The sequence below is a fragment of the Arthrobacter sp. Ms25 genome, assembly GCF_059090365.1.
In genome coordinates this window covers 315,064-330,008 of sequence record NZ_JBNHFP010000001.1, presented here as the reverse complement: position 1 = coordinate 330,008, position 14,945 = coordinate 315,064, and the positions used below count along the sequence as shown (strand labels likewise).

The following is a 14,945-nucleotide window of genomic DNA, read 5'->3' as shown; positions in this document are numbered from 1 at the left end:
AACGCTTGCTGCCTATAGCACCGTGATGGCCCGGTCCGTGGGCGCCACGGGTGCAGGCAGGCGGGTGGAGCCCATCAGCCACTGGTCCACGGCGGCCGCAGCAGCACGGCCCTCGGCAATGGCCCACACGATCAGGGACTGCCCGCGTCCGGCGTCACCGGCCGCGAAAACGCCGGGCGTGCCGGTCATGTAGTAGCCGTCGCGGACCACGTTGCCGCGGTCGTCGAATTCCGCGGAGACCTGCTCGGCAAGCCCGGCGGGCTCGGGACCGGTGAACCCCAGGGACAGGAACACCAGGTCCGCCGGGATGATCCGTTCGGTGCCGGCCTTCGGGAGCCGCCTGCCGTCCACGAAATCGGTTTCCGCAACCTTCACACCCGTGAGCTTTCCGTTCTCCCCCACGAATTCCACGGTGGACGCCAGGTAGGTGCGTTCTCCGCCTTCCTCGTGGGCGCTGGCCATCTCGAACAGGGTGGGGTACATCGGCCAGGGCTGGTGCGCGGCCCGCTCGGAGGGCGGCTGCTGGCCGATCGCCAGGGTGGTTACCGACGCGGCCTGCTGGCGGTGCGCGGTGCCGAGGCAGTCGGCACCGGTGTCGCCTCCGCCGAGGATCACCACGTGCTTGCCTTCGGCGCTGATCTGGTTCTTCACGGTGTCCCCGGCAACGGCCTTGTTGGACTGCACCAGGTAGTCCATGGCGAAATGCACGCCGGACAGGTCCCGGCCGGGGATCGGCAGGTCGCGGGGCACGGTGGCGCCGGTCGCGATCACTACGGCATCATAGCGGCGGCGCAGCTGTTCCCAGCTGATGTCCTTGCCCACTTCGACGCCGGTGCGGAAGCGGGTGCCTTCGGCACGCATCTGCTCCAAACGGCGGTCCACCTGGATTTTTTCCATCTTGAAATCCGGGATGCCGTACCGCAGCAGCCCGCCGATCCGGTCATCGCGTTCGTACACGGCCACGGTGTGTCCGGCACGGGTGAGCTGCTGGGCCGCGGCCAGCCCGGCGGGGCCGGAGCCGACGACGGCGATGGTCCGGTCGGTCAGCCGCTCCGGCGGGTACGGGGTGACCCAGCCCTCGCCCCAGGCTTCGTCGATGATGGAGACTTCCACCTGCTTGATGGTGACCGGCGGCTGGTTGATACCCAGCACGCAGGAGGCCTCGCAGGGTGCCGGGCAGAGCCGGCCGGTGAACTCCGGGAAATTGTTCGTGGCGTGCAGCCGTTCAATCGCCTCGGCACCTTTGTCCCGCCACATCAGGTCATTCCACTCCGGAATGAGGTTGCCCAGCGGGCAGCCCTGGTGGCAAAACGGGATGCCGCAGTCCATGCAGCGTCCGGCCTGTGCCTGTAGCACGCCCTTCTCCTGCGCTTCATAGACTTCCTTGTAGTCCATGATGCGCACGCTGACCGGGCGCCGCGGCTGTGTTTCGCGATCGCGTACCTTCAAGAATCCGCGTGGATCAGCCACCGGTAACCTCCAAAATCTTGTTCCAGGCCTCGGCGCCGTCGGGATCCAGTCCCGCTTCGGCAGCGGAGGCGCGGGCGCCGAGTACTGCTGCGTAATCCCTCGGCAGCACCTTGGTCATACGGGACACAGTGTCCCCGAAGCTTTCCAGCATTTTCTGGGCCAGGTCGGAACCGGTCTCCTCGTGGTGCCGGATCAACAGCCCGCGGATAATGTCAATGTCTTCGGCGTCCGGAGCTTCCAGCCGCAGCTCGCCCCGCTCCAGCGACTCCTTGTTGACGTTGGCCGGGTCCAGGTCCACTACGAAGGCGGTGCCGCCGGACATGCCGGCGCCGAAGTTGCGGCCGGTGGGTCCCAGGATCAGGGTCTGCCCTCCGGTCATGTATTCGCAGCCGTGGTCGCCGATGCCTTCGACGACGGCGGTGGCCCCGGAGTTGCGGACCAGGAAGCGTTCGCCCACCTGGCCGCTGAGGAACATCTCCCCGCTGGTGGCCCCATACCCGATCACGTTGCCGGCAATGACGTTCTGTTCGGCGGCGAAGACGTTGCCGCGGTCCGGGCGGACAATGATCCGTCCGCCGGAGAGGCCCTTGCCCACGTAGTCGTTCGAGTCCCCGAACAGGCGCAGGGTGATGCCGGCCGGCAGGAACGCGCCGAGCGACTGGCCGGCCTGCCCGGTGAGGGTGACGTCGATGGTGTCCGGGGCGAGCGTGTCCACGCCGAAGGTCTTCGTGACCGTGTGTCCGAGCATGGTGCCGACGGACCGGTCGGTGTTCACCACGTCCAGCGCAATCCGCACCGGCGCCCGGTTCTGCAGCGCGTCGGCGCTCATCTCGATGAGCTTGTTATCGAAGTGCAGATCCAGTTCGTGGTTCTGCCGGACCAGGTTGCGCAGCGGCGCGCCCGGATCGACTTCCGGGCCCCGCAGGATCGGTTCCAGGTCCAGCCCGTCGGCCTTCCAATGGTCGATGGCAGCCTGTGTGTCCAGCAGCTCGGTGTGCCCGATGGCCTCCTCCAGGCTCCGGAACCCGAGTTCGGCGAGGATCTCGCGGATCTCCTCGGCAATGAATTCGAAGAAGTTCACCACGAATTCGGGTTTGCCGGTGAACCGCTTGCGCAGCTCCGGGTTCTGCGTGGCCACGCCCACCGGACAGGTGTCCAGATGGCAGACCCGCATCATCACGCAGCCGGAAACCACCAGCGGTGCCGTGGCGAAACCGAATTCCTCGCCGCCCAGCAGCGCCGCCATGACGACGTCGCGGCCGGTCTTGAGCTGTCCGTCCACCTGGACCACCACGCGGTCCCGCAGGCCGTTGAGCATCAGGGTCTGCTGGGTTTCGGCCAGCCCGAGCTCCCAGGGTGCCCCGGCGTGCTTGAGCGAGTTCAGCGGCGAAGCGCCCGTGCCGCCGTCGTGCCCGGAGACCAGCACGACGTCGGCCTTTGCCTTGGTCACGCCGGCCGCCACGGTGCCGATTCCGGCCTCGGACACCAGCTTCACGTGTACCCGGGCGCTCGGATTCGAGCGCTTGAGGTCGTAGATCAGCTGGGCGAGGTCTTCGATGGAGTAGATGTCGTGGTGCGGCGGCGGGGAAATCAGCCCGACGCCGGGGGTGGAGTGGCGGGTGCGGGCCACCCAGGGGTAGACCTTCTGGGCCATCAGCTGGCCGCCCTCGCCGGGCTTGGCGCCCTGGGCCATCTTGATCTGGATGTCCTGCGCGTTGGTCAGGTACAGGCTGGTGACGCCGAAGCGGCCGGACGCCACCTGCTTGATCGCCGAGTTGCGCTCGGGGTCCAGCAGGCGTTCCGGATCTTCGCCGCCCTCACCGGTGTTGGACTTGCCGCCCAGCCGGTTCATCGCAATGGCCAGCGTTTCGTGGGCTTCCTGGGAGATGGAGCCGTAGCTCATGGCGCCGGTGGAGAAGCGCTTCACGATGCTGGAAACCGGTTCCACTTCGTCCAGCGGCACGGGGGTCCGGTCCCCGGTGCGGAAGTCCAGCAGGCCGCGCAGCGTCATGAGGTTCTTCGACTGGTCGTTGACGCCGTTGGTGTACGCCTTGAACACGTCGTAGCGGCGTTCCCTGGTGGCATGCTGGAGCCGGAACACGGTTTCGGGGTTGAACAGGTGCGGGGGCCCTTCCCGGCGCCACTGGTATTCGCCGCCGTTGTCCAGGGCGCGGTGGGGTTCCTCCACGCCGTCGCTCGGGTACGCCTCGGCATGCCGGGCGCGTGCTTCGGCAGCGATGATGTCCAGGCCGACGCCGCCGAGCTGGGTCTGGGTGCCGTGGAAGAATTCGTCCACCAGCTCCTGGCCCAGGCCGATCGCTTCGAAGGTCTGCGCGCCGCAGTAGGACGCCACGGTGGAGATGCCCATTTTGGACATGATCTTCAGGACGCCCTTGCCGAGGCCCTTGATCAGGTTGGCCACGGCCTCTTCGCCGGTGACACCGGTGATGTCTCCGTTGCGGACCAGGTCCTCGCAGCTTTCCATGGCCAGGTACGGGTTCACGGCCGAGGCGCCGTAGCCGATCAGCGCAGCCACGTGGTGCACCTCGCGGACGTCGCCGGCTTCCACCAGCAGGGAAATCTTGGTCCGGTTGGCGCTCTTGAGCAGGTGGTTGTGCACCGCGGAGAGCAGCAGCAGGGACGGGATGGGCGCCCACTGGGCGTTGGAGTCGCGGTCCGAGAGGACAATGTACTGCACCCCGCGGTTCACCGCCCCGGAGACCTTTTCGCAGATCTCGCTGATCCTCGCCCGCAGTTCGGCTTCGCCGCCCTCCGGACGGTAGAGCCCGCGGACCTTCAGGGCGATGCGGTCGCCGTCGTCGTCGGTGAGGTTGGCGATCTTGGCCAGTTCGTCGTTATTGATCACCGGGAACTTCAGCGCCACCTGGCTGGTTTTCACCTGCTTCAGGGACAGGAGGTTGCCGTTGGGGCCGATGGAGGCCTGCAGGGAGGTGACCAGTTCCTCGCGGATGGAGTCCAGCGGCGGATTCGTGACCTGTGCGAAGGACTGCACAAAGTAGTCGAAGAGCAGCCGCGGGCGCTTGGAAAGAACCGCGATGGGGGTGTCCGATCCCATGGCGCCCAGCGGTTCGGCGCCGGTGCGCGCCATCGGGCCCAGCAGGATCCGCAGTTCCTCCTGGGTGTAGCCGAACGTCCGCTGCCGGCGGTTGATCGAGGCCTTGGTGTGCAGCACGTGCTCACGCTCGGGCAGTTCCTCCAGGCGGACCTGGTTTTCCTTCACCCACTCGGCCCACGGGTTTGCGGCGGCAACCTCGGCCTTGATCTCTTCATCTTCGATCAGCCGGCCCTCGTTGGTGTCCACCAGGAACATCTTGCCCGGAGAAACGCGGCCCTTGCGGACCACCCTGGCGGGATCAATGTCCACCACGCCCACCTCGGAGGCCAGGACCACTAGGCCGTCGTCGGTCACCCAGTAGCGGGCGGGACGCAGTCCGTTGCGGTCCAGCACCGCTCCCACCTGCACCCCGTCGGTGAAGGACACGGCGGCGGGGCCGTCCCACGGCTCCATCAGCATGGAGTGGTACTGGTAGAACGCCCGCCGCGCCGGGTCCATGGTGGCGTGGTTTTCCCAGGCCTCCGGGATCATCATCATGATCGCGTGCGTGATGGGCCGGCCGGAGAGCATCAGCAGCTCGGCAACCTCGTCGAAGGACGCGGAGTCGGAGGCGCCGGGGGTGCAGATGGGGAAGAGTTCTTCCGGGGTCTGGCCCAGCAGCGGGTTCTTCATCTGCGACTGCCGGGCGCGCATCCAGTTCCGGTTGCCCTTGACCGTGTTGATCTCGCCGTTGTGCGCGATGGCACGGAACGGCTGGGCCAGCGGCCAGGACGGGAACGTGTTGGTGGAGAAGCGGGAGTGGACAATGCCCAGCCGGGTCTTGAACCGCGGGTCGGACAGGTCCGGGAAGAACGGTTCCAGCTGTGCGGTGGTCACCATGCCCTTGTAGACCATGGTGCGGGAGGACAGCGAGGGGAAGTACACCCCGAACTTGTTCTGTGAGCGCTTCCGCACGCGGAAGGCACGCGCGTCCAGGTCCGAGGTGCCGGTCCCCTCCTCGGGGGCCAGGAACACCTGTTCGAAGTGCGGCATGCAGGCCCGGGCCATCGCCCCTACAAGTTCCGCGACCACGGGCACCTCGCGCCAGCCCAGCACGCGCAGGCCCTCACTGGCAGCAATCATCTCGACGCCGGCGCGGGCGGTCTGCTGCTCGCGGTCCTCGGTGGGCAGGAAGGCGGTGCCGACGGCGTAGCCTCCGGCTGCAGGAAGTTCGAAGTCCGCGACTGCGCGGAAGAATTCATCCGGGACCTGGGTCAGGAGGCCCGCGCCGTCGCCGGTGCCTTCATCGGCGCCCACGGCACCGCGGTGTTCCAGGTTGCGCAGGGCGGCAAGGGCGGCGTCGACAATCGCGTGCGTGGGTTCACCGCGCAGGGTGGCAATCACGGCCAGGCCGCACGCGTCCTTCTCATTCTCTGCGCGGTACAGGCCCGCGTCATCCGGAAGCGCGGCAAAGCGGGTGAAGGGCGACACGACAGTGTTCGGGTATGCAGACAGGGAATCAGCCATAAGAAGTGAGTCCTTCCCCCTTGTAGAGCGTTGGGAGGGGACAACGCTGGCCCCAGCGGGATCCCCGAGGGGCGCTCCGCGGCATTGATTGATTTTACGGCTCACTTCACCCTCGTAAACCCGGAAACAGATCCGGTTTTACGAGGAATTCGGGTGCCGGCAACCGCCGCTTTCCGGAAGGGGTGCCCCGGTGCTGCAGCGTGTAGGCGCCACGTCTCTGTGGCTCCGCCTGCAGCACCGGGAGGGTAACCCTGGACTCAGGCAGAAGGCCCGTTTTCTTCGGGCCGGCGAGGAAGGGACTCCTCGGTTTTTGTCTCTGCGAGATTAGCACGCACCGGGCGTTCATTTGACGCCGATTGCGCTTTCCCGGCTTCTGTTTCGTTCTTGTTATCCGCGGCCGGAATACCGTTTTCCTCCGCAGGTTCGCGGCCCGGAAGGTACAAGGAGCCCTCACGGCCCTTGCGGGCCTTCAAAGTCAGGTAAATGAACATCGCGACGGAGAAGGCCAGGATCAGCAGACTGGTCCACACATTGAGGCGTTGTGTGACGCCGAGCAGCGTAATCATTTCGGCGTCGTCAATGCGCAGCAGTTCAATCCAGAGCCGTCCGGCGGTGTAGAAGGCGGCGTAGATCCAGAACAGGCGCCCGCCGCGGAGCCGGAACCGGCGGTCCAGCAGGAGCAGCAGGGCGACGCCGGCCAGGTTCCACAGCGACTCATACAGGAACGTGGGGTGGAAGGTGGTGCCGGGAACGGCGTCGGCGGGGAAGTTGGCGTTGTCGGCGTCGATTTCCAGTGCCCACGGCAGGTCCGTTTCAGAGCCGAAAAGCTCCTGGTTGAACCAGTTGCCCCAGCGGCCCACGGCCTGGGCCAGCAGCAGGCCCGGCGCGGCGGCGTCGGCAAAGGTGGAGAGCTTGATGCCCGCACGCCGGCAGCCGATCCAGGCACCGACGGCGCCCAGCGCCACGGCGCCCCAGATGCCCAGGCCGCCGCGCCAGATCTGCGGAATAAGGGCCAGGTCACCGTCCGGGCCGAAGTACGCATCCGGTGAGGAGAACACATGGTAGAGCCGTCCGCCGATGATGCCGAACGGGATGGCCCAGATGGAGATGTCCCAGACGGCGTCCGGGTGCAATCCGCGGGCCTTCCAGCGGCGGGCGGTCAGCCAGAGGCCCAGCATGATTCCGGCCAGGATGCACAGCGCGTACGCGTGGATGGTCAGCGGCCCCAGCGAGAAGCTGCTGAACTCCGCAGGCGGGCTGGGGATGCTGGCGTACACGGGAAGCGGGTTCATTTGCTGGCCTTCGGGGTTCCGGTACTGAGCTCACGGGCGAGGGTGGCGACGGCGTCCGTACCGCCGTCGCGCAGGGCGGCCACCAGGGCGGTGCCCACAATGACGCCGTCGGCATAGGCGCCGATTTCGCGCACATGTTCGGCTCGGGAGACACCCAGTCCGACGCAGACGCGTTCCGCGCCGGCCCTGCGGGCAGCGCTGACGACACTCTGGGCGGCGTCGCTGACACTGTCGCGGGCGCCGGTGACACCCATGATCGAGACCGCGTAGACGAAGCCGCGGCTGGCCGCCACGGTGCTCTTCATGCGTGCTTCGGTGGAGGACGGGGCCACCAGGAAGACCCGGTCCAGGCCGTACTTGTCCGAGGCCTCCAGCCATTCGGAGGCTTCATCCGGGACCAGGTCCGGGGTGATCAGCCCGGCTCCCCCGGCTTCGGCCAGGCGCCGGGAGAACTCGTCCACGCCCATCCGGACCACGGGATTCCAGTAGGTCATCACGAGCACGGCGGCGTCGGTGGCTGCGGTGATGCCGGCAACCACGTCGAACACCTGCGCCACGCGGAAGCCGTCCGCCAGCGCCCGCGTGGTGGCGGCCTGGATGACGTGGCCGTCCATCACCGGGTCGGAGTACGGGATGCCGATTTCGATCAGGTCCGCACCGTTCTCCGCCAGGGCGATGCCTGCGGCGATCGTGGCTTCCACGGTCGGGAACCCGGCCGGCAGGTAGCCGATGAGCGCGGCACGGCCGGCGGCGGCGGCCCGGTCAATCGCGGCCGCTGACTTGCTCTGCAGAACCTCGGTGCTCACAGCTGTTCCCCTTCCTTGCCGATCTCTGCCTCGGCTGAGCGCTCGTCCAGCAGGTTGAACCATTCGGCGGCGGTGGCCACGTCCTTGTCCCCGCGTCCGGACAGGTTGACCAGGACAATCTTCTCCGAAACATCTCCGTCGGAGCCGGCCTCCGCGGCGAGCCGCCGGCCCACCTTGATGGCGCCCGCCAGGGCGTGGGCCGATTCGATGGCGGGGATGATGCCCTCGGTGCGGCAGAGCAGCTGGAAGGCGTCCATGGCCTCGGCGTCGGTGATCGGTTCGTAGCTGACCCGCCCGATGTCGGCCAGGTAGGCGTGTTCGGGTCCGACGCCGGGATAGTCCAGGCCTGCGGAAATGGAGTGCGATTCAACCGTCTGGCCGTCGTCGTCCTGCATCAGGTAGGACCGGGCGCCGTGCAGCACACCGGGGCGGCCGAGGGTGATGGTGGCGGCGTGGCGGCCGGTTTCGACGCCGTCGCCGCCTGCCTCGAAGCCGTAGATCTTCACTTCGGGATCATCCAGGAAGCCGTGGAAGATGCCGATGGCGTTGGAGCCGCCGCCGATGCAGGCGCAGACGGCGTCCGGGAGCCGGCCGGCCTGCTCCAGCATCTGGGCGCGGGCTTCTTCGCCGATGACCTCGTGGAAGTAGCGGACCATCGCCGGGAAGGGATGCGCACCGGCGGCCGTGCCGAGCAGGTAGTGGGTGGTGTCCACGTTGGCCACCCAGTCCCGCAGTGCCTCGTTGATGGCGTCCTTGAGGGTCCGGGAGCCGTTGGTCACCGGAATGACCTTTGCGCCCAGGAGTTCCATCCGTGCCACGTTCAGGGCCTGTCGGCGGGTGTCTTCCGCACCCATGTAGACCACGCATTCCAGGCCGAGCAGGGCGGCAGCTGTGGCGCTGGCCACGCCGTGCTGGCCGGCGCCGGTTTCGGCGATGACGCGGGTCTTGCCCATCCGTTTGGCCAGCAGGGCCTGGCCCAGCACATTGTTGATCTTGTGCGATCCGGTGTGGTTGAGGTCTTCGCGCTTGAGGAAGATCCGGACTCCGCCGGCGTGCTCCGAGAAGCGCTTGGCTTCGGTGAGCAGGGACGGGCGGCCGGAGTAGTTCCGGTTCAGGTCCGCGACCTGGGCGGTGAACTCCGGATCGGCTTTGGCCTTTTCGAAGGTTTCTTCCAGTTCATCCAGCGCCGCGATCAGGGATTCGGGCATCCATCGGCCGCCGTACTCGCCGAAGTACGGACCGGAGGCGTGGCGCAGGGAGGACACTCCCCCGTTCAGGAAAGCCTCCGTGACGCTTCCGCTTCCGGTTTCCGCGGCAGCACCTGCTGCCTGGGCCTGTTCCGACTTCCCGATCATGGGCTCTGTGTCCTGTCATGCTTGGGCCCGGGCCTTGCCAGCCCGGACAGGGGGTTGGTGCTAGGGGTCAGCTTTCACCGCGGAACCGGGCACGCGCGGCCAGGGCCTTGGCACCGGCTGCGGTGAATTCGCCGATGGTTTCCGCCGGAGACGCGTGCTTTACGAGGGCTTCGCCCACCAGCACGGCGTTGGCTCCGTTGGCGGCGTAGTGCTCGACGTCGGCGGCGTCGCGGACACCGGATTCGGCTATGACCACCGGGCCGGCGGGAATGCTGCCGGCGAGGGCGGCGAACACCGAACGGTCAACGTCCAGGGTCTTGAGGTTGCGCACATTGATGCCGATGATCCGTGCCCCCAGGGAGAGGGCCCGGCGGACTTCTTCTGCGGTGTGGGTCTCGACGAGCGCGTTCATGCCCAGCTCGTGCGTGAGGTCCAGGAAGCGGCGCAGCTGTTCGTCCTCCAGCGCCGCAACAATGAGCAGGATCAGGTCCGCGCCGTGGGCGCGGGCTTCCCAGATCTGGTACTCATCGACGGTGAAATCCTTGCGGAGCACCGGAATGCCGACGGCGGCGCGGACGGCGTCCAGGTCCTCGAGGGAACCTTTGAACCGGCGCTGTTCGGTGAGCACGCTGATGACGGCGGCTCCCCCGCGCTCATAGGCTGCGGCCAGGGAAGCAGGGTCCGCAATGTCCGCGAGCTCACCCTTGGAGGGGCTGCTGCGTTTGACCTCGGCGATGACCCGCAGCGCGGTCCGGGGTTCGGCGGTTCCGCCCAGGGCCGCGTAGGCGTCCAGCGCAGCCGGTGCCTGCCGTGCCAGCCCTTGGACCTGCTCGAGCGGGACACTTTGCCGGCGTTCGGAAAGGTCTTCCCGAACGCCGGCAATGATGTCATCGAGAACGCTCACTCAGTGGCTGCTGTTCTTCAGCTTCGATCCGTTGACGCCGTAGCCTGCCTTGCGCATGATGAAGCCGACCAGCAGGCCGACCAGCATGACGCCGATGCCGGCGAAGAAGCCGACGTAGCTGGCCATGATGTAGGCAACGGAGGATACAGCGGCGCCGACGATCATGATGAGGACGCAGGTCCAGGCGGCGGGGGTGTTGCCGTGCCCGATGGTTTCATCGTGGATGCTGGCGTGGCTCTTGCCTTCGTCTTCCTGGCCCGGTCGCAGGTGCTGGTCTGTGGCGTTTGTGCTCATGATGAATCTCCTCGTTAACGAATCCGGTTTCCATTCTGCCATTACTGGGCGGAAACCCTTTCACACATTGAGCCGGTGTCCGGCGCAATGTGGTGGCCTGTGCGGGAAAGCTATTTGGTGTCGGTCGGGTCCTCGCCGCGCGTGAGCCGGTCCCAGCTGTCGATTTCGTCGGCCGGCGGGCCAGCCTCGGCGTCCTTGGAGCCTCGCGGCTCCGACTCCGCGGCGTTGCCGTCGGTATCCGTGGCGGCTGCGGCGGTGCCGGCCCCGTGCCCTGCAGCGGGAGCGTAACGGCGCGACGTCGTCCAGTGGCGTCCGGCGAGGGCAAGCCACATGCCGGCGAGGGCAATGAGGATGCCGATCGCCAGTGCCGCGTAGGGCATCACCGTCAATTCCGCCTGCGTGCCTTCGGCTGAGCTGACTCCGATGGCTTTGCCGATGGCGCCGGAGGCACCCTGCAGGGGGTCGGCGATGATCCGCGAGCTGGCAACGGCCACTCCTACGCCGGACACCACGATGATGGCGCCGATGATCCAGCGGGCAATCCGGCCGGCAATGGCCGCGGCCAGGGCGGCGGCCACACCCACCACGGCAAACGCGGTGACGGCGGTGGCTGCGTCGCTGCCCGAGACGGTGACGTCGGGCGTGACGACATTCGTGGCCGGTAGGGTGACGTTCAGCCAGGTGCGCGTGGTGGTGCCGAAGGCGAGGGCCGCCAGCAGGACGGTCGTCATGATGACGGTGCCCTTGCGCTGCCAGCGTGGGGTGGTGGTGCTCACTTGTCTGCTTCCTGCTTGGTGGTGCCGGTGGGAGGCGCAGCAACGGTCTCCAACGATCCGGCGAGGAGGGCGGCCCGCAGCGGAGCGGCCGCCTTGTTGACGGTTTCCTGCGCTTCGGCGTCGAGGTCCGAGTCGTTCACGATTCCGCCGCCGGCCTGTACATACGCCTTGCCGTCGCGCAGCAGCGCGGAGCGGATGGCGATGGCCATGTCCATGTCTCCGGCGAAGTCGAGGTAGCCCACCACGCCGCCGTAAATGCCGCGGCGGTGCGGTTCCACTTCGTCGAGGAGGCGCAGGGCGCGCGGCTTCGGAGCGCCGGAGAGGGTTCCGGCCGGGAAGGTCGCGGCGAGCACGTCGTAGGCCGTGGACGCGTCAGCGAGGCGACCGACGACGGTGGAGACCAGGTGCATGATGTGGCTGAACCGCTCCACCTCCATGAACTGGGTGACGTCGATGCTGCCGGGGCGGCAGACCTTGGACAAGTCGTTGCGGGCCAGGTCCACCAGCATCAGGTGTTCGGCCCGTTCCTTCTCATCTTCCAGCAGTTCCTCGGCCAGCGCCCGGTCCAGTTCGGAAGTCTTGCCGCGGGGCCGGGAGCCGGCGATCGGGTGGGTGATGACGTCCCGGCCGGTTACCGTGACCAGGGCTTCCGGCGAGGAGCCCACCACGTTGAACGGGTTCCCGTGGGCGTCCTCGAAGTTGAAGAGGTACATGTACGGGCTGGGGTTGGTGGTGCGCAGGATCCGGTAGACATCCAGTGCCTCGGCCCGGCACTCGGCCTCGAAGCGGCGCGAGATGACCACCTGGAAGACCTCGCCGTCGACAATCGCCTGCTTGCCGCGCTGGACGGCGCGCGTGTATTCGGGCTTGGGCCAGCTTTCCTTCACGTTGGCGGCGACGCCGACGGCGGTTCCCGGCGCGAGCACGGAGACGGGCTGCGGTGTGGGGGCAGCGAGCCGGCCGAGCATTGAACGGACGCGGGCCACGGCGTCGTGCCAGGCCTCGTCCACGCGGTCGTCGGAGCCGTCGAAATTGATGGCGTTGGCCACCAAGGTGACGGTGCCGTTGCTGTTGTCGTGGATGGCCATGTCCGAGACCAGGTTCATCGCGATTTCGGGCAGGTCCAGGTCATCGACCGGCGGGGAAGGGAGCTTCTCCCAGTGCCGCACGCTCTCCCAGCCGACAAAGCCGACCATGCCGGAGGTGAACGGGGGCAGCTCGTCGAACCGTTCGGTGGCCAGCAGGTCCACCGTGCGGGCCAGTGCCTCGACAGGGCTGCCGTCGACGGGCACGCCTGCGGGGGGCTCGCCGAGCCAGTGTGCCTGCCCGTCCAGCGTGGTCAGGGTGGCGCGGGAGCGGGCGCCGATAAAGGAATACCGGGACCAGACGCCGCCGGACGCGGCGGATTCCATCAGGAAGGTGCCGGCCTCGCCGTCGGTGAGCTTGCGGTAGATGCCGATGGGGGTGTGCGCGTCCGCCAGGACGGTCAGGCGCACGGGAACCACCCGGCGTTCTGCGGCCAGGGCCCGGAATTCGTCCAGGGTGGGGCGGATGACTCCTAGTTCCTGCATGGTGTTATTCCTACGTCTTCCCTGCGTGATGGGTGGAGCGGGTGGTCAGGCGGCGCCGACGACGGCGGGCAGCTCGCGGCCGTCGAAGCAGGTGCGGGTGCCGGTGTGGCAGGCGGCGCCTACCTGGTCAACGCGGACCAGCAGGGCATCGCCGTCGCAGTCCAGGGCCACGGACTTCACCCACTGCACATGCCCGGAGGTGTCCCCCTTGCGCCAATACTCCTGCCGGGAGCGGGACCAGAAGGTCACCCGTCCCGAGGTCAGGGTGCGGTGCAGTGCTTCGTCATCCATCCAGCCAAGCATCAGGACCTGGTTCGTGTCGTACTGCTGGATGACGGCAGCCACCAGCCCGGCGTCGTCGCGCTTTAAGGACGCGGCGAGCTCCGGATCGAGGGAAGCCTGCGGATTCGAGGGGGAAGGTTGAGGAAGCATCGGTTCCGATTCTACTGCCCGGGGATAAATCGCCGCCTTCGAGGTCGGTTTGGGTCCGCAACTCCGGCGGAAGCGGGGGTTCCATGCTAGTTTCAGCAGTGATGCATTTTGTTGACCCGTCCCGTGAAGTCCTGGCCGAGACGCTGCTTGCAGCCGGGCCCAATGCACCCACGCTTTGCGAGGGGTGGCAGACGAAGGAGCTCGCAGCTCATCTGTACCTGCGCGAGCACCGTATGAGCGCTGCCCTGGGCACGTTTATCAAGCCACTTGCCTCCCGCACCGACAAGGCGCTGGCGGAAACGGCGCAGAAGGCGTCCACTACGGAGAGTTATGCCAAGCTGGTCCGCGCCTTTCGCGCCGGCCCGCCCCGCCTCTCCCCCATGCACCTGAAATCCGTGGACAACAGCGCCAACCTCAGCGAGTACTTCGTGCACACCGAGGACATTCGGCGTGCTTCGGACCGCTGGGCGCCGCGTGCGCTGGATTCCGATTATTCCGATGCCCTGTGGGCCGAGCTGATCAAGCGCGCTGCCATCCTGTACCGGGGGGTGGACCTGGGCATTGTGCTGGTCCGCCCGGACGGTCCCCGGCACGTGGCCAAGCGTGCTCCCGTGTCGGTAGCGATTGTGGGCGAACCCTGCGAGCTGCTGCTGCACGCGCACGGCCGTACCGGGCACGCGCTGGTCATGTACGAAGGCCAGCCGGACGCCGTCGCGCTGCTGGAGAGCGCCGACATCGGGTTGTAGGTTCTAGCTATAACTGGAAGGGCGCCGCGGGGCGTCCGACACGCAGGGAGCCCAGCCATGAGCCGTGTCCGCGTCGACCTCAATATCTCACTCGATGGCTTCGCCACGACGACCGACAAGACTCCGGACAATCCGTTCGGCCACGACTGGGCGCGTCTGACCGCCGCGTATGCCGCGACGCGCACTTTCCGGGAACGGGTGCTGCACGACGAAAGCGGTGAGGGAACCACCGGCGTCGATGACCGCTATGCCGCCCGCTATTTCGAGGACATCGGTGCGGAAATCATGGGCGCCGGCATGTTCGGTCTGCACGCAAACCCTGACGACGCCGACTGGCGCGGCTGGTGGGGCGAGGATCCGCCCTTCCATGCACCGGTTTTTGTGCTGACGCATACGCCCCGCCACACCCTGGAGATGGCAGGCGGCACCACCTTCCACTTCCTCAGCGCAACGCCGGAGGAAGCGCTTGATACTGCAGCCGCGGCATCTGCCGGCGAAGACGTAAGGGTCGGCGGAGGCGCGGCAACGGTGCGCGACTTCCTTCGGGCCGGCCTGGTGGACGACCTCCACGTCGGGATTGCACCTATCATCCTCGGCCGCGGCGTCCGGCTGTGGGATGACCTGCGGGGCTTGGAGGCGGACTGTCAGGTCACGGCGGAAGCGGCACCTAGCGGCACCACCCACGTCACTTTCCGGCGCAGGGGACGGTCCTGACAC

Annotated in this window: 12 protein-coding genes; 2 read left to right on the top strand and 10 right to left on the bottom strand. The window is 67.4% G+C overall.

The genetic code is table 11. The features are described from left to right. Nucleotides 1-12: 12 nt before the first annotated feature. The 10 genes from AC5RT8_RS01575 to hisI form a co-directional block, all read right to left on the bottom strand. A complete protein-coding gene (locus AC5RT8_RS01575; protein WP_494093945.1) occupies nucleotides 13-1,470 on the bottom strand; it encodes a glutamate synthase subunit beta in 1,458 nt (485 codons plus the stop codon). Continuing rightward, the gene (gene gltB, locus AC5RT8_RS01570; RefSeq protein ID WP_494093944.1) at nucleotides 1,463-6,052 is read right to left on the bottom strand and encodes a glutamate synthase large subunit; all 4,590 of its coding nucleotides are present in this window, start codon (nucleotides 6,050-6,052) and stop codon (nucleotides 1,463-1,465) included. The genes AC5RT8_RS01575 and gltB overlap by 8 nt, the downstream gene beginning before the upstream one ends. 257 nt (nucleotides 6,053-6,309) lie before the next feature. Continuing rightward, a complete protein-coding gene (gene lgt / locus AC5RT8_RS01565) occupies nucleotides 6,310-7,344 on the bottom strand; it encodes a prolipoprotein diacylglyceryl transferase (RefSeq protein WP_494093943.1) in 1,035 nt (344 codons plus the stop codon). Then, the gene (gene trpA / locus AC5RT8_RS01560; RefSeq protein ID WP_494093942.1) at nucleotides 7,341-8,150 is read right to left on the bottom strand and encodes a tryptophan synthase subunit alpha; all 810 of its coding nucleotides are present in this window, start codon (nucleotides 8,148-8,150) and stop codon (nucleotides 7,341-7,343) included. Before trpA ends, lgt begins: the two co-directional genes overlap by 4 nt. After that, nucleotides 8,147-9,505 carry a tryptophan synthase subunit beta gene (trpB, locus tag AC5RT8_RS01555; protein ID WP_494093941.1) on the bottom strand — a complete coding sequence of 453 codons (1,359 nt, stop codon included), beginning with the start codon at nucleotides 9,503-9,505 and terminating at the stop codon, nucleotides 8,147-8,149. The genes trpA and trpB overlap by 4 nt, the downstream gene beginning before the upstream one ends. A gap of 67 nt (nucleotides 9,506-9,572) precedes the next feature. Then, nucleotides 9,573-10,409, bottom strand: coding sequence for an indole-3-glycerol phosphate synthase TrpC (trpC, locus tag AC5RT8_RS01550; protein ID WP_494093940.1), 837 nt, complete (start codon nucleotides 10,407-10,409; stop codon nucleotides 9,573-9,575). Further along, entirely contained in the window at nucleotides 10,410-10,703 is a 294-nt protein-coding gene (locus tag AC5RT8_RS01545; protein ID WP_494093939.1) for an HGxxPAAW family protein, read from the bottom strand. A 110-nt stretch (nucleotides 10,704-10,813) separates the two neighbouring features. Beyond that, the gene (locus tag AC5RT8_RS01540; RefSeq protein ID WP_494093938.1) at nucleotides 10,814-11,479 is read right to left on the bottom strand and encodes a Trp biosynthesis-associated membrane protein; all 666 of its coding nucleotides are present in this window, start codon (nucleotides 11,477-11,479) and stop codon (nucleotides 10,814-10,816) included. Next, nucleotides 11,476-13,050 (bottom strand): anthranilate synthase component I, encoded by a 1,575-nt coding sequence (locus tag AC5RT8_RS01535; protein WP_494093937.1) that lies wholly within the window; start codon nucleotides 13,048-13,050, stop codon nucleotides 11,476-11,478. The genes AC5RT8_RS01540 and AC5RT8_RS01535 overlap by 4 nt, the downstream gene beginning before the upstream one ends. A gap of 45 nt (nucleotides 13,051-13,095) precedes the next feature. After that, nucleotides 13,096-13,482: a phosphoribosyl-AMP cyclohydrolase gene (gene hisI / locus AC5RT8_RS01530; RefSeq protein ID WP_494093936.1), complete on the bottom strand. Its 387-nt coding sequence runs from the start codon at nucleotides 13,480-13,482 to the stop codon at nucleotides 13,096-13,098. A gap of 101 nt (nucleotides 13,483-13,583) precedes the next feature. On the opposite strand from hisI, the gene AC5RT8_RS01525 reads away from it, so the two are divergent. Continuing rightward, nucleotides 13,584-14,228 carry a TIGR03085 family metal-binding protein gene (locus AC5RT8_RS01525; protein WP_494094513.1) on the top strand — a complete coding sequence of 215 codons (645 nt, stop codon included), beginning with the start codon at nucleotides 13,584-13,586 and terminating at the stop codon, nucleotides 14,226-14,228. Nucleotides 14,229-14,285: 57 nt separating this feature from the next. After that, on the top strand, nucleotides 14,286-14,942 hold the full coding sequence (locus tag AC5RT8_RS01520; RefSeq protein ID WP_494093935.1) for a dihydrofolate reductase family protein: 657 nt from the start codon (nucleotides 14,286-14,288) through the stop codon (nucleotides 14,940-14,942). The last annotated feature ends 3 nt before the right edge of the window (nucleotides 14,943-14,945 follow it).

Excerpts from the sequence above, each read along its gene's own strand:
- gltB (WP_494093944.1), bottom strand. The coding sequence starts at position 6,052 with ATGGCTGATTCCCTGTCTGCATACCCGAACACTGTCGTGTCGCCCTTC.
- lgt (WP_494093943.1), bottom strand. The coding sequence starts at position 7,344 with ATGAACCCGCTTCCCGTGTACGCCAGCATCCCCAGCCCGCCTGCGGAG.
- trpB (WP_494093941.1), bottom strand. The coding sequence starts at position 9,505 with ATGATCGGGAAGTCGGAACAGGCCCAGGCAGCAGGTGCTGCCGCGGAA.
- AC5RT8_RS01545 (WP_494093939.1), bottom strand. The coding sequence starts at position 10,703 with ATGAGCACAAACGCCACAGACCAGCACCTGCGACCGGGCCAGGAAGAC.
- AC5RT8_RS01535 (WP_494093937.1), bottom strand. The coding sequence starts at position 13,050 with ATGCAGGAACTAGGAGTCATCCGCCCCACCCTGGACGAATTCCGGGCC.
- hisI (WP_494093936.1), bottom strand. The coding sequence starts at position 13,482 with ATGCTTCCTCAACCTTCCCCCTCGAATCCGCAGGCTTCCCTCGATCCG.
- AC5RT8_RS01525 (WP_494094513.1), top strand. The coding sequence starts at position 13,584 with ATGCATTTTGTTGACCCGTCCCGTGAAGTCCTGGCCGAGACGCTGCTT.
- AC5RT8_RS01520 (WP_494093935.1), top strand. The coding sequence starts at position 14,286 with ATGAGCCGTGTCCGCGTCGACCTCAATATCTCACTCGATGGCTTCGCC.